Annotated in this window: 13 protein-coding genes; 11 read left to right on the forward strand and 2 right to left on the reverse strand. The window is 73.6% G+C overall.

The window, feature by feature from the left end; genetic code table 11:
* Nucleotides 1–48: 48 nt before the first annotated feature.
* Entirely contained in the window at nucleotides 49–999 is a 951-nt protein-coding gene (locus BL253_RS09460; protein ID WP_131831474.1) for a tetratricopeptide repeat protein, read from the reverse strand.
* 69 nt (nucleotides 1,000–1,068) lie between these two features.
* Between BL253_RS09460 and BL253_RS44715 the strand changes: the two genes are divergently transcribed.
* The 11 genes from BL253_RS44715 to BL253_RS09515 all read left to right on the forward strand — a co-directional run bounded on the left by BL253_RS44715 (nucleotide 1,069) and on the right by BL253_RS09515 (nucleotide 17,968).
* Nucleotides 1,069–4,938: a protein kinase domain-containing protein gene (locus BL253_RS44715; protein ID WP_158230343.1), complete on the forward strand. Its 3,870-nt coding sequence runs from the start codon at nucleotides 1,069–1,071 to the stop codon at nucleotides 4,936–4,938.
* 220 nt (nucleotides 4,939–5,158) lie between these two features.
* Nucleotides 5,159–7,183 (forward strand): hypothetical protein, encoded by a 2,025-nt coding sequence (locus tag BL253_RS09470; protein ID WP_076815553.1) that lies wholly within the window; start codon nucleotides 5,159–5,161, stop codon nucleotides 7,181–7,183.
* Between the two features lie 3 nt (nucleotides 7,184–7,186).
* Nucleotides 7,187–9,424, forward strand: coding sequence for an AAA family ATPase (locus BL253_RS09475; RefSeq protein WP_076815554.1), 2,238 nt, complete (start codon nucleotides 7,187–7,189; stop codon nucleotides 9,422–9,424).
* Nucleotides 9,421–10,698 carry a hypothetical protein gene (locus BL253_RS09480; protein ID WP_076815555.1) on the forward strand — a complete coding sequence of 426 codons (1,278 nt, stop codon included), beginning with the start codon at nucleotides 9,421–9,423 and terminating at the stop codon, nucleotides 10,696–10,698. Before BL253_RS09475 ends, BL253_RS09480 begins: the two co-directional genes overlap by 4 nt.
* Before the next feature lie 56 nt (nucleotides 10,699–10,754).
* Entirely contained in the window at nucleotides 10,755–11,192 is a 438-nt protein-coding gene (locus tag BL253_RS09485) for a hypothetical protein (protein ID WP_076815556.1), read from the forward strand.
* Nucleotides 11,189–12,166: a hypothetical protein gene (locus tag BL253_RS09490; protein WP_076815557.1), complete on the forward strand. Its 978-nt coding sequence runs from the start codon at nucleotides 11,189–11,191 to the stop codon at nucleotides 12,164–12,166. The genes BL253_RS09485 and BL253_RS09490 overlap by 4 nt, the downstream gene beginning before the upstream one ends.
* Nucleotides 12,163–14,703 (forward strand): Hsp70 family protein, encoded by a 2,541-nt coding sequence (locus BL253_RS09495; protein ID WP_076815558.1) that lies wholly within the window; start codon nucleotides 12,163–12,165, stop codon nucleotides 14,701–14,703. The genes BL253_RS09490 and BL253_RS09495 overlap by 4 nt, the downstream gene beginning before the upstream one ends.
* Nucleotides 14,704–14,783: 80 nt before the next feature.
* Nucleotides 14,784–15,086, forward strand: coding sequence for a hypothetical protein (locus BL253_RS40230; protein ID WP_076815559.1), 303 nt, complete (start codon nucleotides 14,784–14,786; stop codon nucleotides 15,084–15,086).
* Between the two features lie 331 nt (nucleotides 15,087–15,417).
* Nucleotides 15,418–16,368, forward strand: coding sequence for an SDR family NAD(P)-dependent oxidoreductase (locus BL253_RS09505; protein WP_076815560.1), 951 nt, complete (start codon nucleotides 15,418–15,420; stop codon nucleotides 16,366–16,368).
* A gap of 227 nt (nucleotides 16,369–16,595) precedes the next feature.
* Nucleotides 16,596–17,021 (forward strand): VOC family protein, encoded by a 426-nt coding sequence (locus tag BL253_RS09510; RefSeq protein WP_076815561.1) that lies wholly within the window; start codon nucleotides 16,596–16,598, stop codon nucleotides 17,019–17,021.
* Nucleotides 17,022–17,197: 176 nt separating this feature from the next.
* Nucleotides 17,198–17,968 (forward strand): SDR family NAD(P)-dependent oxidoreductase, encoded by a 771-nt coding sequence (locus tag BL253_RS09515; RefSeq protein ID WP_076815562.1) that lies wholly within the window; start codon nucleotides 17,198–17,200, stop codon nucleotides 17,966–17,968.
* Nucleotides 17,969–18,646: 678 nt separating this feature from the next.
* On the opposite strand, the gene BL253_RS09520 is transcribed toward BL253_RS09515, so the two are convergent.
* Nucleotides 18,647–20,392 (reverse strand): alpha/beta hydrolase domain-containing protein, encoded by a 1,746-nt coding sequence (locus tag BL253_RS09520; protein WP_081438155.1) that lies wholly within the window; start codon nucleotides 20,390–20,392, stop codon nucleotides 18,647–18,649.
* Nucleotides 20,393–20,854: the final 462 nt, after the last annotated feature.

Genomic DNA, 20,854 nt, shown 5'->3' on the forward strand with positions numbered 1-20,854 from the left:
GTGGAGGACGGTGGGGCAGCGGTCCGGTGAACGTGGCGGCGCCGCCGGTCAGGAAGTCGGCCGTCGTGGTGTTGCCCTGGCGGGGAGCCGGGCGGCGTGGGCGCGGGCCTCGTGGGCATCCTCTGGACGGTTCAGGGCGGACAGGATGTCGGCGCGTAGGCTGTGGGCCGCGACGTCGAGCGGGAGCGTACGCAGCGCCTCGTCGACGGCGACGAGGGCGCCGTCGGGCTGGCCCAGGCGCAGCAGGCACCGGGCGCGGATCTGCTGCCCTCCGGCCCACAGCCGCGGGTCGGCGACGCTGCGCGATACCCGGCCCAGGGCGGCCAGCGCCTCGGTGTGCCGTCCAACGTCGGCCAGTACCCCGGCCCGGCCGAGATGCGCCGGCCAGCAGCGCGGGTCCACCTGGACAGCGCGGTCGAAGGAGACCAGCGCGGCGGCGGGCCGGTCCTGCCGGGTGAGCACCTGCGCCCGGCGCAGATGGCCGTCGGGAAGCTGGGGGCGCAGGGCCAGGTAGCGGTCGAGGGCGGTCAGCGCGTCGTCAGGCCGTCCCAGGTCGTCGAGCGTCACCGCCAGGTTGAACCAGGCGGGCGCGTGCGTCGGATCGGCGCGGACAGCCTGCTCGAACCCGGCGAGGGCCTTCTCCAGACGGGCGCCCGCGACGTGCAGCCGGCTCTGCTCCATGTTGACCTTGACGGTCGCCTGCACCGACTGGCCGCCGACCGGGGCGAGGCTGGTCAAGGGCACGCGGCCGCCGTCGAACAGCGCCGAGTCAATGTCGGCCTCGCGCAGCTCACCGCCGCACCGGGTGCACCGGGGCCGGTGGAAAAGGCCGTCCATCGCCTCCGCGCAGCGCTCGCAGAATGGCGCCCCACAGCCCGCACAGGTCAGGAAGAAGTAGGCGAAGCCCTCGGGGTCGGCCAGTGCTGCCGGGTTTCCGCCAGCAAGGACGGAGACCGAAATCCTGCGCCCGCAGTCCGGATGGGCGCACAATAGAATCACCTGGCACTCCCTGGGTCGCCCCGCCTGCAAATAATGGTAGGAGCCGGCCGGGGCCGACGGACGGGGTTCATGACCGCTGGACCGAGCTCGCCCGGGGTGCCGAGGGCCAACAGGTCTGGCCGCGGCCGGCCGGCGCTGCGCGACCAGTACGACGTGCTGGGACTTCTCGGCACCGGCGGGATGGGGACCGTCCACCGGGTGCGGCACCGGGCCTGGAATATCGACCTCGCGATGAAGTCACCCCGGCCGGAGCTGCTCAGCGACGCCAGCAAGCGGGAGAGCTTCGTCCGCGAGGCCGAGACCTGGGTTTCCCTCGACCTCCATCCGCACGTCGTCACCTGCCACTACGTCCAGACCTTCGACGACACCCCCCGGATCTTCGTCGAGCTGGTGGACGGCGGGAGTCTGCATGACCGGATCCAGGACGGCACCCTCTACCGGGGCGGCGCCGACGAGGCGCTGGCCCGCCTGCTCGACACGGCGATCCAGTTCTGCTGGGGACTCGACGCCGCGCACCGGCGCGGCCTGGTCCACCAGGACGTCAAGCCTGGCAACGTGATGCTCACCGCCGACGGGATCGTGAAGGTCACCGACTTCGGGCTGGCGAAGGCGCTGTCCGAGGTGGGCCCGCAGACCTCCGACCCGCTGGTCCCCGTGCCGGCGCCGTTCGGCCTGGTCAGCGTCGCCGGCCTGACCCCGGCGTTCTGCTCGCCCGAACAGGCCGCGCGCCTGCCGCTGGATCCACGCACCGACGTCTGGAGCTGGGCCGCCTCGGTGCTGCTGATGTTCACCGGCCGCCGGACCTGGGCATACGGCCCGCTGGCGGGGCAGGCACTGGAGACCTGCCTGCGCGCCGCGCCCGCGGACCGGGGACGGCCTGCCGGCGCGGGTGCGCCCGGGCGGGGCCGTGCTCCGGTGGGGCAGCCGCCGGCGATCCCGGACGGCCTGGGCGACGTGCTGGGCCGCTGCCTGCGCGACGACCCGGCCGAGCGGCCGGAGAGCATGGCCGAGGTCGCGCAGCTGCTCCTGACCGTCTACCAGCGGGAGCTCGGCAGACCCTGCCCGCACGAGCCCTACGCCCCCGTCCGCGGCATGGCCGACGACCTCAACAACCGGGCGCTGTCCTTCCTCGAGCTCGGCCGGGACGACGAGGCGGCCGCGGCCTGGCGGCAGGCCCTCGACGCCGATCCGAGGCACGCCGCGACCCTCTACAACTTCGGCGTCTACCGCTGGCGCCGGGGTGAGGTGACCGACGAGATGCTGCTCCAGCAGCTGGCGACGGCCGCCCCGGGCGACGCCGACGACTGGCTGCCGGACTTCCTTCGCGCCCGGGTGCACCTGGAACGCCGCGACCGCCGGAACGCCCGGGTCGCCTTGGCCCGGGTCAGCGACCAGGCCGAGGAGACCCGGGCCCCGGCGGTGCGGGCCGCCGTCGCCGAGCTCGAGGAGCGGGTCGAGGAGGCCGGTGACTTCCGGCGGGTCCGGACGGTCGACCGCCAGGCGTTCGTCGAGGCGATGGCGGTGAGCGGGGACGGCGCCCGTACCGTCGTCGCGCTACGGGCGGACGGGCCGGATGCCGACTCGACCTGGCTGGTCGTGGAGGAGACCAGGTCCGGTCGCGAGGTGGCCAGGATCCCCGCCCTCGGCCATGGCGGCCGGGTGACGGCGGTCGCCGCCGACCGGGCGGCGACGCTGGCGGTCACCGGGAGCGAGGACGCGACGGCGCGGCTGTGGGACCTGCGCGGCGAGGCCCTGCGCCAGACCGTCGAGCCGGGCGGGCAGGTCCAGGACCTCTGGCTGAGCCCGGACGGCGAACGCCTGCTGACAGCGACCGACCGGACCCTGGCGGCCTTCGACCTGACCGAACGGCGCCGGCTGTGGGTGTCACCCGGATCGGACGTCAGCTTCGTGGCGTTCAGCGCGGACGGCAGCCTCGTCGGCTCCGGCGGCTACGAGCAGATCGCGCTGTGGGACGGCCGGACCGGCCGTTGCCTGACCGAGCTCGACCACGGCTCCGACGCCTTCCGCGGCTTCGGCCTGTCCGGGGACGGCCGGTGGCTCCTCGCGGCCCGGGCGAGCGGGCGGCTGTCCGTGTGGGACGTCGGGGAGCGCGACTGGAGCCACGCGTTCGCGGGCTCGGGCCGGGAGCTGCGCAATGTCCTGCTCGACCCGACCGGACGCCACGCGCTCACCAACAGCCACCGCGACCGGGTGCGGCTCTGGGACGTGCCGGCCGGGCGTTGCCTGCGCACGTTCGACGCCCTGCGCCTGAGCGACAGCTTCGCCGTGTGGACACCCGACGGGCGCCATGTGCTCTTCCACGGCTCGCGGAGCACGGCCGTCTGGGAGTGCCGGGCCCGGGATGTCACCAGCCCGTACTGGCCCTCGCGGGTCCGCCCGGGAGCGCCCGCCGTCGCCCGCCGGGCGCGGTCGCTGACCGACCGCGCCGACGCCGCCTGGCAGCTCGGCGACGTGGCGGGCACACTGGCGGTGGTCCGCCGGCTGCGCGCCCTGCCCGGCCACGCGAACCTCCCCGAGACCGACGAGGCCTGGCGCAAGCTGGGCCTGCGCTGCGAACCCGTCACGATCATCGGGGCGAGGCTGCTGCGTGTCCTCGACCACTTCCAGTCGTGGATCCAGGACCTGTCGCTGCACGGGTCGGGGCTGTGGGGCCACGCGGTCAGCGGCGACGGCGAGGTTGTCCGCTGGGACCTCGAACGCGGGGAGGTGACCGCCCAGCACCGCCTCACCGGGTCGTACCTCGCTCGGATCGAGCCCTCGGGCGAACAACTCACCTCGGCCACCTACCAGGGCGACTACACCAGGGTCGCGCTGTCCGCCCGGGCAGGTGAACGCCGCTTCCAGGAAACAGCCGGGCACGCCGGCCCAGGCGCGCCGCTCGACCTGGCACTGAGCCGTGACGGCCGTTTCGGCGCCGCCGTCTCGTTGGACGTCATCCCGGGCATGGCGCGGGAAGGGGGCGCGGAGCGCCGCCTGGTGTGGCTACGGGCCGAGATGCAGCCGTGGGTCCGCGCCGTCCTCGACGAGCTCGACGCCGAGCGCCCCCGCGGCGGCGCCGTCCTCGTGTGGCACCACGCCACCGGCGCCCGGGTCCGGCGGTACCTCGTGGACCGAGGGCCCCGGGCGGTGGCGCTCAGCGCCGACGGCCGGCTGGCGGCGGCGGCCGGTGACGAGGCGCTGTGGCTGTGGGACAACGCGACCGGCCGGTCGCTGTGGAGCCTGCGGATGGCACGGGCCCGGTTCCGCCAGGTGGAGCTGAGCGCCGACGGTCGCTGGCTGCTGGCCGCGGACCATGCCGACCTGGTCCTGCTCGACACCGTGGCGCGCCGCGTCGTGCGCCGGTCCGCGGGGCACGGCGCCGAGGTCCGCGCGCTGGCGATGGCCGAGGACGGCCGGATCGCCGTCTCCGCGGACCAGGACGGCGAGGTCCGCGTCTGGGACCCGCGCGACGGCCAGTGCCTGTGGTCGCTGCGCGGCCCGACCGAGGTGACCGCGCTGACACTGAGCGAGGACCGCCGGCGCCTCCTCGTGGGCTACGGCGACGGCGGGCTGCACCTGTGGGCGTTCGACTGGGACCTCGCCCCGCCCGACCCGGCCCGCGGCGCCGAGGTCGTGCGCCCCGACCTGGAACAGTTCGTCGCCCTGCATACCGCGGCCGGATGGGACCCGCGGCCGGGAGCGGCCTACCCACGGCATCCGGAACCCAGCTCCTCGGGAAATCTGACAGACGAGCAGGTCAGGGCATTGTTTACGCGGCACGGCCGCGCCGCCTACACCGAGATCGACGTGAGAAACCTGCTCACAAGGCTGAGCCGCGCCGGATTCGGATGGATTGCGCCCGACGCCGTTCACCGCCTCCTGAGGGAGGTCACCGAAACGGCGGCGACGGGCCTGGCCGGGAACGATTACGTCTGTTGACAGCGCCGTTGCCGAGTGTAAAGGGATCGGCCGTTCCTGGTTGTCATAACGCGGACAACAACCGCATTTTCTCACCGACCAACCAATATGCTGCTCCCGGACGAGGCCGGGCGACGCGCTCGCGTCCCCGCCGCCGAACGGGGCTGGCCCCACCGGCAGTCCGAATCCCGGCCCAGGAAGGCGCCACACGCGGCAGGCACAGCATGGAGGGGCCCCATTGGTGTATTCGGCTGGCCGCGCGCGCCCCACCACCGCGCTGACCGCGTTCACGCTCGCGGTCGCGGCGCTCGCTTTGGCCAGTGACTTCGCGGTCGCCGGCTGGCTGCCCGCCGCGCACAAACTGTCCCGCACCACCGCGCTTCTGATCGTGGCCGTGTCGACCGGCACTGGGCTCGCCCGGATCCCACTCACCCTGCGGTGGGCCCGCGCGCTCGAGCGCCCGACCAGCCCCGGTGCGCGCTGGTGGCGGTTCGGTGACCTGGCGGTCACCGCCGCCGCCCTGGTCGTCACCGCGCTGACCGTCCCGGTTCCCGTGGAGCCGGACGGCGGCGCCGCCCCCCTGGTCTGGTTCCAGGACCAGCGGTGGGTGTTGGTACCGCTGCCGGCGATGTGGATCGTCGTGACGCTGCTGCGGCGTCCCCTGCTCGGCCGGGCGGTGTTCTTCCGGGCTCCCACGTGGCTCGCGGTCGGCGGGATAACCGCGGTCGGCTTTCTCTTCGGTTCCACCATCCTCCTGCTGCCGCTGATCGCCTGGTCGGCCATCCGGCTCGCGGTCGTGGCCGCCTGGCCCGCCATTCCCCGCCGTTCGAGGGCGCCGAAGGCCCGGCACCCTCGCGGGACCAGCCGGCCGGAGGCCACGAGGCCCCCCAACGCCAGGCCCGGGACCGCGGGAACGCGGGGATCGGGGGCGGCGGGTGGTCGTTCCCCTCGGGCCCAGGGCGGCCGGCGGCCGGAGGAGGCTTCCCGGGCCGCGTCGCTGTCCCGGCTGCCCGCGCTGGCCGAGATCGACCCGGACGGGGCGGTGAAGGGACTCGCGGTGCTGCTCACCCGGCCCGTCAAACCGGACGCGGAGTCGACCCGGTCGGTTCTCGCCGCCTGGGTGCGACGGCCCGACGAGGCGAAGTTCCGGCGCACCTGGGACCTGCTGCTGGATGCCTGCGCCGACCTGGGAGCCAGCCCGCGGGCGCTGCTGTCGGCGGCCGGCCTGCGCCCCCGCCCGGACGCGGCACCCGGGGACGGCCCGCCATCGCGGGACGACGCGGCCACCTTCCGGGCGCTCGCCGTCCGCGCCCTGGTGGCCCGGCAGGACGGCAAGGACGTCGCGGCCGTCTCCTCGGACCGCGTCTTCTGGGAGCTCGTCGACCTGGTCGCCCCACCCGGCGCGCCGGCCGGGCACGCCGAATGGTGGTGCCTGCTCGGCGACGCCGCGACTCGCCACCACCGTCACGACGAGGCCGCGGCCCGCTACCGGGAGGCGGCACGCCTCGGCGATCCGGCGGCGCGGCGAGCGCTCGCGCACCTGCTCGCCACCCAGGCGAAGCAGCACCTCCAACGGGGTTCCCGGGTCTCGGCCCGGCGGCTGCTCACCGAGGCGCTGAAACACGAGAACAATCCGCGCTACCAGCTGCTGCGGATCGCCGAGGAGATCCTCTACACCGAGCGTCCCGGCCTGCGCGTGCTCGCCGAGCTGCGGGACCTGGCGAGCGCTGACGCCTCACCCGGTGCCCAGGCCGAGCCCGGGCCGGTGCCCGCCCCCGCGGCGGGCACGAGGGACCTCGCCGCGAGCATCGCCTTCTGGTCGGCGCTGGGTCAGCTGCGGGCCAGCGGCGCCGTGGATGCCGCCGCGGGCGATGTGGCGCTGGCCGGGCTGCGGCAGGCGACCGAGGCGAACGGTGCGGACGGGCACAACCCGACGCTCGGGATCGTCGCCGCCGCGCTGGCCGATGACCGTCCGGCGCTTGTCAACCGGGTGCGCGCCCTGCACGACGAGCATGGGCCGGCGTGGTGGCGCTGGTGCTCGATCAGCACCGGGTACGTGCTCTCCACCGTCGCCACCGCCGACCCGGAGCTGTTCCTCGCCCTCGCCACCGACGCGCCCTCGGACACCGTCTGGGCGGGCGAGACACGGGCCGTGGCCGTGCATGCGCTGCTGGGGATCGCGGTGACGCAGGCGCGTGACGGCCGGACCGCCGAGGCGCTGCGGATCCTCGACCTGCCCGCCCTGACCGGCCAGCCCGCTGGGTGACCGATGGCGATCTTCGGGATTCCCGACGACCGGTTCGACGCGAACCTGCTGCGCCGCACCGACCGGTTCCGCGCCGCGCTGGCGGTCCAGGCCGAGCTCGCCTCGGCTCGGCTGACCCCGGCCCACCTGCTCATAGCGCTCGCCCGGGCGCGACCGGGGCTCGCCGCCTCCCTGTTCGACGGCCAGTCGATCGCCGTCGACGTCTTCGCCGCCGCCCTCGGGCAGGTCACCGGGATCCGCGAACGCCGGGCGGCCGGCGCCGGCCCGGGGGCCGGCCGCGACCAGCCCGCCGCCACGGCGGGCCGGCTGGAGACGGTCGCCTCTGAGGCCACCCGGGAGGTGTTCGCCGCGCTGCGGGCCTGGGAACGCGTCGAGCAGGACGCCGTCGACGGCGCCGCCACCCTCGACGTCGCCGACGCCACGACCGTCACCGACCTCACCGGCGGCGCGGGCACGGTGGGCACACGGCGGGCCACCGCCGCGGCGGTGGCCGGCGACGGGCGGATCGACGAGCGGCGGCTGCTCGCCGAACTGCTGCCCCGGCTTGAACCGGTCGCCGTCGACCTGCTTGAGCGCTACGGCCGGGTCGACCTCGGCAGGTGGCTGCGCGACCTCGCCATCCCGGCCGTCGAACCGGCCGACCCGTTCCTGCCCGATGGCCAGCTCGACCTGGCACTGTTCAGCCCGGGCGCGCGCCGCGTCCTCGCCGTGCTCGCCGCCGAGGCCGCCGGGCTCGGGCATCCGCTGGCCGACGTCGCCCTGCTCCTGCACGCCCTGGCGGCGACCCCCGGCGGCCTGCTCGAACAGGGCCTGCACTTCCTGCGCCAGGACGTCGCCGCGGTGCGGGCCCGGCTGCTGGCGCTCACCGGCGGCGGCACCGGCCACCCCGTCGCGCGTCTCCCCGTCGCCGTACAGCTTCTCGACGACCGCCTCCGCGACGTGCTGCGCGCCGCGGCCCTGGCCGCGGCCCGCCGCGGCAGCCCGAGTGTCGCCGAGCGGGACATGCTCGCCGCGCTGCTCGACTCCCCGAGCGGGCTGACCGCCGCGTTCCTGCGCGAGATCGGCGTTGACGCGGACCTGCTCGCGAACTACGCCGAGCAGTACCACCGCGAGCCCCACCTGGGGCCGCGGGCCGGCGCCGCGGTCGTCCCGACCCCGACGCTCGCCGAGTCGGTCGCGCTGCTTCGCCGCCGGCTTGTCGGCCAGGGCACCGTGATCGAACGGCTTGCCACCCGGCTCGAACTCGTCAAGCGCTCCATGTCCCATGACTTCCGGTTCAGCGACCGGCCACGAGCGACGCTGCTGTTCTGCGGCCCGAGCGGCACCGGCAAGACGATGACCGCCCGGTTGCTCAGCGAGGTCATCTACGGCTCGCCCGACGCGCTCGTGCTCTTCGAGATGGGGCAGTTCACCTCCCCGGAGTCGGTCAACACGTTCATCGGGGCGCCCATGGGCCTCGTCGGGTTCGGCAACGGGCGGCTCACCAACGAGCTTCGTGACAACCCACAGCGGGTGTTCCTCTTCGACGAGGTCGAGAAGGCCGACCCGCGGGTCCTCGACGTACTACTGCGCCTGCTCGACGAGGGCCGGGTCGCCGACCCCGCCGGCCCGGTGCGCGACGCGAGGGACGCCGTCATCGTGCTCACCTCGAACCTCGGTGTCGCCGACGTGGGCACCGCCGGCGGGCTGTCGGACGAGGTGACCCGGCCGGTCGGCGGTCCCTCCGCCGGCCCCGGCGAGAGCGTCGACGAACTGCTCGACAGCATCCTCATGACGGGCGACGGCGGGCGGGCTGCCGCGGACACGGCCGAGGCGAACCTGCGCCAGCGGCTGTCGGAGTTCTTCCGCCCCGAGTTCCTCAACCGGATCGACGACATCCTGCTGTTCGCCCCGCTCGGCCCGACCGAGCTGCGCATGCTCGCCGACCGCTCGCTCGCCCAGCTCGCCGAGCGGATGCGCGATCAGCTCGGTGTCCGGCTGGATTGGCAGCCGTCGGCGGTCGAGTGGATCGGCACGATTGCCTGGCGGCACCGCTCCCGGGAGGCCGCCCGCGGCGTCAACCGCTGCGTCACCTCGATCGTGCCCGGTCTGCTGCGGGCGCTCGATCAGGCCGCCGAGCAGGGCCGGCCCGCCCGCCGGCTGCTGCTGCGGGAGGACGGGGGCGCGCTCGTCGCCGCCGCGTCCGACGAGACCGACCGGCCGCCGGACGGCCCGGCACCCAGCGCGGGGAGACAGCCGTGACAACCCCGGACACATCCCTCGCGGCCTACCGGCTCTATGCCCGCGGGCTGGCCGCCGCGCTGCGCGGCGAGGGAAGCCCCACCTCGGCCGGCTACGCCGCGCTGACCGCGGACAACGAGCTGCAGCCCTGGACGGAGGCGGCGCTGACGCACTGGTCCACCGGCGAGGGGCCCTGGCACGTCCACCACCTCGCCATCGCCCACCACGCCCGCGCCTACGACCTGGAGGCCGCCGGCGAGTCGAAGACCGCTGCTCAGCACTGGCGGAAGGCGCTGGAACACTGGGCGGCGCTGCACCGTGACGACCGGTTCTGGGACGGGCTGCGCGAACATCTGGAAACGGTGAGCGGCGCCCCGCTGCCCGACGGCCTGCTCGACGGTGTCCGCGCCCGGCTGCCTGAGTACCTGCTCGCCCCGCATGTCACGCTCGCCACCCGCTACCGGCTCACCGACCCCGACCGGGCCCGCCGCCACGCCGAGTGCATCCGGCTCTCGACGCTCCCCGAGGCCGCGGTCACCCGGGCTCGCGACCAGTTCGGCGCCGACACCGTCGCCGGCCTCGGTCAGGCCATCAAGGAGGCCCGGTTCACCGACACCATCCGCGCCCTGCTCAGCTGGTTCGCCATCGACCCGACCAGCACCCGCCTCGCCCGCGCGCTGCTGTTGGTGACCCGCCGGTGGTGCGAGGGCCAGTCCCGCGCCCCCGAGTGGACGGTGACGGTCGGGCCCACCCTCGCCAGGGTGCATGCCGCGCTCACCTCGCTGGACCTGCCCGCGACGCACGGGATCGCTGCCGACCTCCGCCCGGAGCTCGCTCGCCACTACTACTGGCTGGGCCTTGAGGCACTGCGGCGAGGCGTATCCAAACCCGACCTCGCGCTCGGCTACTTCCGCCGGGGGCTGCTCCTCGACCCGGACCTGACCGAGAGCCTGGAGTACCAGCACACCCGCAGGTTGCTGGCCCGGGCCGCGATCGACCAGATCGGACAGCGGCTCGCCGACGAGGGAGGCGCCAACCTCAACCCCCGCCCGACCGCCCGCGGCGGGCAGCTGGCGGTCATGGCCGAGGTCGGCGACACCGTGCTGGACGAACTCCATTTCACCGAGCAGTTCACGGTGCTGGTGTGGTCCCTGAACATCGCGGATCCGCCCGTCGGCGAACTGGCCGCGGCCCGGCGGCGGTGGCGGGTGCTGCGGGCACATCCGGAGGCACCCCCGGACATGCGGCTCTTCTTTCTGCAGCTCGACGCCCTGCTGGCGGCAAGGGGCTGCTGACGTAGCCGCGAGCGGACCGCCCGCCCGGACATCACCGGGCCCGACCGACGGAAGGCGTGACGACCATCGACAACCCCTGGGCCTGGCAGGACGGCCTGAACCCCTACCGTTCGACCCCGTTCCAGATCCTCGACCTCGACCCGACGCTGGCCGGCCGCGGCGCGATCCGCGCCCACATCGAGCGCCGCCGCCAGCGGGTCAAACGCGCCGCCGACCGGTACCCGCTGTTCGGCCGGACGTTGACGGTCGCCGACATCAACCGGGCACAGGAGGAGCTCGCCGACGCCGAGGGCCGCCTRCTCGCCGAACTGCTCACCCACCGGCCCGAGCGCACCGGCGACGAGCTCACCGCCGAGCTCCTCGACGCCTTCCCGCGGCTGCCGCCTCCGCCGGCGCCCACGCCCCGCCTCGACGTCGACGAGCAGACAGCGCGCTACCTGCTGCCAGACCTGTCGTCCGCCGCGCCGCCGCGCTGGGAAGGGCTTCTTCCGTGAGCCGGTCCCGCCGCCGCCGGCGGCCGGGCAAGCCCAGGCCGGCCAGGCCGAAGGGCTCGGGAACGCCTGCCGCCGACCCGCGCAACCGGCCGGACCGCGACGCCGACCAGGCCCCGCCGTCCCCGCCACCGGAGATCGCCGCGCAGGAGCGCGCCCTGTCGGACCTGCCGCCGGACACCCCCTTCGGCCTCGTGCACCGGCTGCTCGCCGGGCAGGCCTCCGCCCGCCAGACCGGCCGCGACGAGGCACGCAGAGCCGTCGACGCCTACCACGGCCGCTACCGCGCGCTGGCTGTCGAGACGGCCCGCGCCATCCACGACCTGCGCGGCTTCGTCGCCGCGGTCCAGGGCGAGGCTCGGGCGGCCGGGCTCGGTGGACAGATCGATACCCTGGCGGTCATGACCCGCCGGCTCGCCCGCGGGCTCGAACGGGCCGACGTCCAGGTCGTCGACCCCGCGGGTCGTCCCTTCGCCGAGTACGAGAACAGCGAACTGGTCGACGTGGACTACGCGCCGGACACCGACGACGAGTCCCTCCTCGTCGTGAGCCGGGTGCTGCGGCCCGCCGTCGTGCTCGCCGGCGGCGAGGTGGCCCAACGTGCCCGGGTGCTCCTGGCCGAACCGGAACCGGAGGCGGCTCCGGCCGAACCGGAAGCGGCTCCGGCCGAACCGGAAGCGGCTCCGGCCGAACCGGAAGCGGCTCCGGCCGAACCGGAACCAGCCCCGGCCCCGGCTCCGGCTCCGGCCGAGCGGGATTCGCCGGCCGAGCCGGCGGGCGTGGCGGAGACGGAATCCGAGCCAGAGCCGGGGTTGGCCGCCGGCGGCGCGGAGGCGGAACCCGGGCCGGAACTCGCGGCCGTGGGTGAGCCCGAGGGACAGCCTCCGTTCGAGCCGGTGGCGGTGGTCGTACCGGACCGGGAACCGCCCTCCGGGCCGACGGGTGATCTGGGAGAGGACGGAAGCGGAGTCGGATGAGCACGATTATCGGTATCGACCTCGGAACGACCAACAGCTGTGTGGCGGTGCCGGCCAACGCCGACATCCCCAACCGCGACGCGCTCATCGAGACACGCCGCCTGCGCCCTGTCGGCGACGCTCTCGTGATCACCAACCCGGACAAGTCGCCGACCACGCCGTCCGCCGTCTGGATCGGCCCCGACGGCACCGTGCTCGTCGGGATGAAGGCGAAGCGCAAGGCCCGGGCCTCCCGGCTCCCACCGGCGATGTACTTCAAGCGCAGCATGGGCACCGACCAGCGGGTCACCGCGGGGCACGTCGAGCTCACCCCGATGGAGGCCTCGGCCCATGTCCTGGGCGCGCTCAAGGCGCTCGCGGAGGAGGTTCTCGGCACCCCGGTGGAACGCGCCGTCGTCACCGTCCCGGCCTTCTTCGAGACCCGGGCGAAACAGGAGACCACCCAGGCCGGCGCGGCCGCCGGGCTGGAGATCGTCGAGACCCTCATCGAGCCGGTCGCCGCCGCGATGACCTACACCCACGACCGGCAGCAGACCCTCGCCTCGGGAGAGACCTTCCTCGTCTACGACCTGGGCGGCGGTACCTTCGACACGTCCGTCGTGAGCTGGGACAGCGAGATCGGCTTCGAGAACCGGTCCTTCGACGGCGACCGGTACCTCGGTGGCTACGACTTCGACCGGCACCTGGTTAACTGGATGATCTCCCAGCTGCCGGCCTACGACCTGGCGATCAATCCTGACGACCCGGGCGACATGGCCGTCCACGCGGCCCTCATGGCACTCGCCGAAGAGGCCAAGCACGACCTGTCCCATGACACCTTCACCGAGATCGCCAGCATGCACACCCGCGACCGCCGCGACGAGGCGATGAACATCAACCTCGAGCTCGAGCGGGCCGACTTCGAGCGGATGATCGAGACCCAGCTGCGCGCGACGATGACGAGCTGCACCCGGGCGCTCGAGCGCGCCGGGGTGACGCCGCCGGCGCTCTCCGAGGTCGTCATGGTCGGCGGGTCGTCACRCATCCCCCTCGTCGGCCAGCTTCTCGAACAGCATCTGAAGAAAAGGCCGAAGCTTGTCAACCCCGACCTGTGCGTGGCGGTCGGCGCCGCGCTCAAGGCCGCGCAGGCCGCGATCCGCGGCGGCGTCCTCGAACTCGACCGGCCCGACCCGACCCCACCGTTCACCGACATCAGCGGCCGGGTCCGGGCCGAGGGCGAGGCAGTCGACCTGCGCCGGGTGAAGGTCCTGCTCACCTCGGACGACGGGACCGTCCGGCGCACCGAGGTGCCCACCGCGGATGGCATGTTCCTGTTCGAGGACGTCGAACTGCGCGCCGGGCAGGGTAACGGGTTCACCGTCGCGGTCGAGCGCGACGGACGGGAGATCGCCGCCGAGCACCTGATGCTCAGGGCCGGCGACGGCGGCCCGGCGCTCACCGTCAGCGGCGACGTCCTCGCGCACGACTTCCTCGTACCGCTGCGCACCGGCCTGCGTCTCGTCGCCTCGGCCGGCACCAAACTGCCCCACCAGGCAAAACTGCTGCTCAAGACGGCCGGACACGGCACGGCGCTACGGGTCACCCTCGTCGAGGGCATGGTGCCGATCGGCGAGGTCACCATCGCCGACGTGCCCGCCGACCTGCCGATCGGCGCGGACGTCGTCGTCGAGATGCAGTTCGAGCTGGGCTGGACGATCCGCGCGCACGCCACGATCCCCTCGATCGGGGTGTCGGCGACCGCGGTCATCGACATCCCGGTCCGCGAGGTGCCCGAATGGCCCGAGCTGCGCCGCCGCCACGCCGAGGTGTCGGTGGCATGGTCGGAGAAGCGGAACGCGATCTCGCCGACGGAGGCGCTGCGGATCGGCCCGACCATCGACGACCTGCTCGGCGAGGTCGAGCTGCTGCTCGGCGAGGGCCACGACCGGCCGAAGACGCACCACAAGCTGCTGGAGGCGGAGACGCTGGTCGACAGCGTCCAGGTCACCGAGGTCAGCGGACTGCAGCCGTCGCTGGCGGAGTTCGAGGACTCGCTCAGGGAGCTGCGGGACCTGATCGGCAGGCTCGCCCGGTCCAACCCCGGGGCGGCCGAGCGGCACCGGGCCGCGTTCGCCCCGCTGGAGTCCGCCGGCCGCGCCGCCTACACGGCGTCGAACCAGATCGACTGGCTGCAGGCCAACGACGCGCTGGCCGACCGGATCCGGGCGGTACGCGTCGACCTGCCGACGACCGGCTACAGCCTCGACGACGTCGACCCGGGCGAGCTGCGCATCATGCTGTTCGGGGATCTTCGCGGCCTCGCGCAGAACGTCCAGGCGAGGATGGTCGCCGGGGGAGCCGCCAGCGGGCCGGCGCAGGAGCGGCTCCTCACCGACATCGAGCAGGTCGCGATGGAGGTCAACGCCGTCGACCCCGGCGACCCGGAGGCGCTGCGCACACTCGCGGTGATCTACCAGAACAAGATAGATCCCCTGCACGCCCGGGTGCAGAACCTGGATCCGGAGGGCGGCGGCGACATCCCCATCGACGAGCGCTGACCTCGGCGGCACGCCCCTGCCCCGGCATGCCCGCGCCGCGCACCCGTGACCCGTTCCCGGCTTGCAGTCAGGAGCCCGCCATGCGCACCAACGTGATCTGCCCGTCCTGCCAGCGAAGACTGGCCACGCTCGTATCGCCCTGCCTCGGCTGTGCCGCCGACCTCTCCCCGCTCGTCGCCCTGCGTGATCTCACCGACCRTCACTTCAACCAGGCGGTCCAGCGCGCGCGCCTCGGTCACTGGAACCTCGCGGCCGAGAGCCTTGCCGTGGTGCTGGCCCTCGACGCCCAGGACCCTGAAGCCCAGGCCCTCCTGGAAACGGTCCGATCCCACCAGCAGGCCCCGGACTCCGAGCTCCCGTACCTGGACCGCCAGCCACCATGACGACCGGCAGACGACGGCAGAGGTCCAAGGTCGTGGGCCGCGGGATGGCAGCCATGATCCACACGTGCCCGAACCGTGACATTCCCGGGTTGTTCCGGGGCGGGGAGCCGGTACGGGTCGCAGGTGTCTGATCCCGCGGTGCCAGCGCTCGTTCGTGTCCCGCGGCAGGGCGTGCCGGCCTGGCGCGGAGTCACCGCCGGCCGGGTCTTGCGTTGAGCCCGGTCTGGCGGTTGGGTAGAACGCGTTCTACCGGGCTGGGTGGCGCCCGCCGGCGGTAGGCCGCGACGGCGGACGCGACGGCAGAGCGGACACGACGGCAGAGGGGTGCGCTGTGAGGGACTTCGCCGGCAGGGTCGCGGTGGTGACGGGTGCTGGCCAGGGGATCGGCCGCGCGCTCGTCGAACGGTTCTGTGCCGAGGGCATGAAGGCGGTCGTCGCCGACGTCGTACCCGACCTGGTCGAGAAGACCACCGCCGAGCTGCGTGCCGCCGGCCGCGAGGTGACCGGTGTCGTCACGGACGTGACCTCGCTCGAATCCGTGGAGGCGTTACGCGACGCGGCCCTGGGCGCCTATGGCGCCGTGCACGTCCTGTGCAACAACGCGGGCATCGGCTCGGGCTCGGAGGGACGGATCTGGGAGCACCACGTCCATGACTGGCGGTGGTCGTTCGACGTCAACGTGCTGGGTGTCGTCAACGGCATCCGCGCCTTCACCCAGCCGATGATCGACCAGGGGGTCGAGGGGCACATCGTCAACACGACCTCGGGAAACGGGGGCTTCACCCCGCTCATCAACAGCGCGGTCTACGCGGCGACGAAGGCCGCGGTCACGACCATCACCGAATGCCTGTGGGGGCAGCTGCGCGAGGCGGGCGCCCTGGTCGGCGCCTCGTTGCTGTACCCGTCGACCGCGACCCCCGGCCTGCTCAACACCGGGATCTGGCGCCCTGGTGCGAACCGGCCCGAGCGCTATGACCGGCCGGGTGCCCCGCCGAAGGAGGGGCGTGACTCACTGGGCGCCTTCCAGCGGCGCATGGAGGCGGCCGGCCTGCCGGTCACGTTCGCGCCGCTGTCCGAGGTGGCCGACCTGTGCCTGGCGGGCATCCGCGACGAGACCTTCTGGATCACGGTGCCGAGCGACGCGCAGAACGCGAAGATCCTCGCCCGCGCCCACTCCCAGGTCGAGCGGACCGACCCGGCCTACCTGCTCGAGGCGAACCTGATGACCGGCCGCCCGGCGGGAGCGGGAGCGGCGGCGACGACGTCGCGACCGCCCGACTAGCGCTCGGCCCGCGAACGTCCACCTCATGATCGTCGCGACCGGGTTGTCGCGGTCGTGATCTGGCCCGATTCACGACTATGGCGACACGGTAGTGGTGATCTAGCGGTGGTGATCTGGCGGGCGTCCCAGCCCCGCCCGCCCGCCCGCCCCGCCCTCGATACCCGCCCACCGCCGGCCGGTACCTCCTGGCCGTGCGGCATCAGCATTCCCAGTCCAGGAGGACGTCGGTGGTAGCGATCCTTGGCCAGTACTGCATCAACGTGTCGGACCTGGAGCGCTCGGTGGCGTTCTGGGAGGGGGTCGTCGGCATTCCCGTCGTCAGCCGCACCGAGATCGAGACGGCGCGCGAGGCGGTCATCCAGTCGCCGCACGGCGGGAGCCGCATGCAGCTCGCCCAGCAGCTCGGCCAGGCCGGCCCGATCGACATGGGCACCGCGATCTGGAAGCTCTACGTGAACACCGACGACTGCGCCGCGCTGTTCGAGCGGGCCGTCGCGGCCGGCTGCGAGGCCGTCACCCCACCGGCCCGGCTCGACCGGTGGCCCGTCACGGTGGCCTTCGTGAAGGACCCCGACGGCTACCTCCTGGAACTCATCGAATACCACCAGGGCACGCCCGCCACCGTCCCCGACCCCAAGAAGCTCGAGGCCTGACGGCGTTGCGCCCGGACGGGGGCTGGCCGCGTACGCCCGGCCGGTCCCGCCCCGCGCCGGTGGGCGATCCGGCCCCCGCGGATCGGGAGACACGTGCGCACAAGGGTCGGTTCGCGGAATACTGGAACAGGTTCTAGTAGGCGCGGCCACGGTCCGCGCGTCAGGGAGGTGCCCGCATGTCTCAGGGGAGCCAGCCGCGCCGGTTCGAGGGCCGCGTCGCGCTCGTCACCGGCGCCGCGTCCGGGATCGGCCACGCGGTGACGCTACGGCTCGCCGCCGAGGGAGCCTCGGTGTTCGCCTGCGACATCGACGCGGCGGGACTGGATTCCCTGGCCAAGGAGGAACCTGAAGGGGGCGGCCGGATCGTCACCCGGGCCACCGACGTGCGGGAGAGCGGCGAGTGCCGGGCCGCCGTCGCGGACGCGGTCGCCGAGTTCGGCCGGCTCGACGTGCTCGGCAACGTCGCCGGGATCCTGCGCACCGGCCACGTCACGGACGTGACCGAGGACGAGTACCGGCTGATGTTCGCGGTCAACACCGACGCCTACTTCTTCCTCGCCCAGGCCGCCATCCCGCATCTGCTGACGACCAAGGGCAACGTCGTCAACATCGCCTCGAACTCGGGTCTGATGGGCGGTGCCTACACCGTCCTGTACTGCATGACCAAGGGCGCGGTCGTCCAGCTCACCCGCGCGCTGGCCATGGAGTTCCTCAAGAAGAAGATCCGTATCAACGCGATCGCGCCCGGCGGCACCGAGACGGCGCTGGTCGCCGCCACCACGTTCCCGGACGACGTCGACTACGACCTCATCGGCCGCTACATGGTCCCGCGCCCGATGGCCAAGCCCGACGACATCGCAAAGCTGTTCGCCTTCGTCGCCAGCGACGACGGCCGCAACATCCACGGCGCGATCCTCTCCACCGACGGCGGTGTCACCGCCGGCTGACGAGCGGGCCCGCTCCCGTTCCGGCCCCGCCCCGCACGGCACCTGGATGCCGCGGCGGCGCGGCGGCGCGTCTTCCGCCTCGTGGCGATCGGGATTGGTCGTGGGCGTGCGATTGCCGGCTTCGGCCGCATCGGGAGTGCATCTCTCGCGGTTCGGCTGTCCTTCCGCCTTCGTCAGCCGACCGTGCCGCTGCCTTTCTCTGACGATCGCTCCGGTCGGGTCGGACGGCAATGGGCGAGTGAGCCGCGTAAGGCGGCGGAAACGGACTATTAGGGCTTTACGGGTAGCCCGGACGGTTCCGGCGGACAGGGAGAACAGCTGGTCGTGGGGTTGGCGGGCGTCCGCCGTGAGAGTGCCGGCTATGAGGCGACTGAACGCCTGGGGCCGTCGTGAGGGTTGTGTGGCCGCGCGGAGGAGGGTATAACGAGACCAGGTGAGAGAAGCCGCCACGAGAAAGGCATGGAGAAGTGGACGCGCCGAAAGGTGCGATCCCCGCACCGTGCATCACCTAAACGCCGCTCCTGCGGCGCAGGGCGGACTTCTCTCACCTTGTTTTTTTCCCTCCGCTCTTCCTTCGCCCGAGGCCTGTCGATGCCTTGAGCGCGGTCCGTCATGCCGGACACGTCGGCGGCGACGTGCCCGGCATGGGCTGGTCGATGATCGACCAGAGGACCTCGTTCAGACGGGGAGGGGAGCGGAGCGGGCTTCGGTGGTGAGCGCGGCGCGGTCGGCCTCGAGGAGGAACCCGGCGGCGATGGTGCTGCTGAGGGACTTGTCGAAGGCGGACAGGTAGGAGTCACGGGTCGGGTACAGCGACGCCAGGGTCGCCGCGTCGAACGGCGTCGTCGAGCCGAAGAGGCCGCACAGGACGCTGGTGGTGCCGGGGGACGGGTCACCGGACAGGACCGCCACCGGGACGTCCACCGGCGGCGTGCGCACGCCGCCGCGGGCGATGCCGCGGGCGTCACGGGCGAGGGTCGCGCCCGTGCCGGTGCCGTTGAGGGCCAGCCGGTCGGCCCGCGGCGGCTGGGTGCCGTCGGTGACCCAGCGGATCAGGGCGGCGAAGGCGGCGTTGGCGACGTAGTGCTGCGGCCCGGTGTTGATGCGGCCGGGGCAGCCGAGGCCGGACGCGTCCGGGGAACCGGTGAGGCTCGCGTCGGCGTGCGCCGTCCCGGCGACCTCCCAGGTGCGCAGCTGGTCGGTGTTGTCCTGGCGGGCGACGGCGTAGCCGAGCGTCGGGCCGACGTCGGTCTCCGTCTCGAAGATGAAGACCCTGGCATTGAGATCGGTACGGATCCGCACGGCGGAAGGCCCGGAACCGCCCACGCCGCTCGTGCCGTCCAGGCCCGCCGCCGAGCCGGCGCGGCTGTGGATGAAGAACCCGTCGTAGACGTTGGCCACCGGGTGCACGGCGTTGACGTAGGTCGTCAGGAAGAACGCCGACTGGGACTCGCCGGCGGCGACCAGCCGGTCAGGGTGCGCGCCGCCAAGCGCGGGCCCGCCGCCCGGCGCGCGCAGCGCCGCGCCCACCTGGGACAGGATGTCGAAGGCGTACTTGTCCCCCGGGTGCGCGAGCGAGCCGTAGCGTTCGGGAGTCGTGCCCCGGGCCCCGACCGCGGGCGGCGCGCCCGGGATCGGGAGCAGGCTCTTGCCACCGACGACACCGAGCGCCTGGACGGACAGGCCGACGTAGATCGAACCGGACCGCATGACCTCCTCGCCGAAGGACGTCCATTCGGCGGAGGTGTCGACCCCGGCGGTCTCGTTGAGCCACTCGACGACGACGGTTCCCTTGAACCGTTCCAGGTCGGCCGGCCGCCGCACGATCAGACGGGTCTTGTAGGGGGCCTTCGTCGACGGGCTGACCCGCCAGGCCCCGTCGTTGCCGAGCGTRCCCGCGGCCGTGTAGGCGGTCGCGGTGCCGGCGGCGAAGTACTCCTGCTCGACGTAGCTGTGCGCTGCCATGTCGGGCCCGGCGCCCACCGGCTCCGAGATCGCACCCGCGGTGACCGGCCCGGTGAGCGTGGCCGCCGGGACGGCCGGCCGACGCTCCGCCGTGGCTGTGCCCTCGCCCCTCGCCCCGGCGGGGGAGTGGTTGTCGTCCGGGATGACGGACCCCGAACAGGCGGCCGCACCGACGGCGACCACCGACGCGACCGCGATCACCGCCGCCGCGCCCCGCAGCCTTCGGGCCGGTGCCCCGCGGCGCTCGGGCTGGGAGGGACCGGGTTCCGCGGAACCGGCCCGCGTGGCACCGGGGCCGCCGCCGGGGTGAGGCCGGTGCGCGGAGCCGGATCGGCCCCAGGAGCCGGGCAGAGACGGGGCCGGCCGGCAGAGACGGTCCTTCTTGGGCGGGGCCGCCTTGCTGTCGACGTTGTCGACGTCGGTGCCGGTTCGGGCGACGAACGGTAATCGGGCGGTCATCGTTTCCTCTCGATCCGTCGGCCGGGAGGGGCCGGCCGGAGGCAGGGCCGCGGCCGGCGCGGCCGTCGGCATGCGGCGTACGTGGACGCTCGCCGGCCGTCGGCGGCGGTCCGCCCGGCGCGCGCCGCGGGCATCCGCCTGTGCCTTCCGCCCCGCGCCAACCCGACTCCGCCGAGTGGTCGGTCCAGTGGGATACGTGGTCGGCCCATAGTCGACCGCCGTGATCCACGGCGCCACCGATGCCGCGCCGCTGCGCGGAGGCCAGCGAGGAGAAATTGGCGGGAAGGAAAGAACTGGTAAGAACGATGTCCGCTATCCGACGCCTTCCCCGACGGATAGATGTATTGGCGCCCGGCTTGGTCGCGTTAGCCTGATGCGACGCAGGAGACCGGCCCGCCGAGCGGGCTTTTCTGGACCGTCGCGTCACCCGCCGGGAACGTTCGTCTTTTCGCGAGGCATGGG

The organism is Pseudofrankia asymbiotica (genome assembly GCF_001983105.1).
GTDB lineage: Bacteria > Actinomycetota > Actinomycetes > Frankiales > Frankiaceae > Pseudofrankia > Pseudofrankia asymbiotica.

What these genes read in the sequence shown, in the direction of transcription:
- BL253_RS44715 (WP_158230343.1), top strand. Translation starts at nt 1,069, where the DNA reads ATGACCGCTGGACCGAGCTCGCCCGGGGTGCCGAGGGCCAACAGGTCT.
- BL253_RS09475 (WP_076815554.1), top strand. Translation starts at nt 7,187, where the DNA reads ATGGCGATCTTCGGGATTCCCGACGACCGGTTCGACGCGAACCTGCTG.
- BL253_RS09515 (WP_076815562.1), top strand. Translation starts at nt 17,198, where the DNA reads ATGTCTCAGGGGAGCCAGCCGCGCCGGTTCGAGGGCCGCGTCGCGCTC.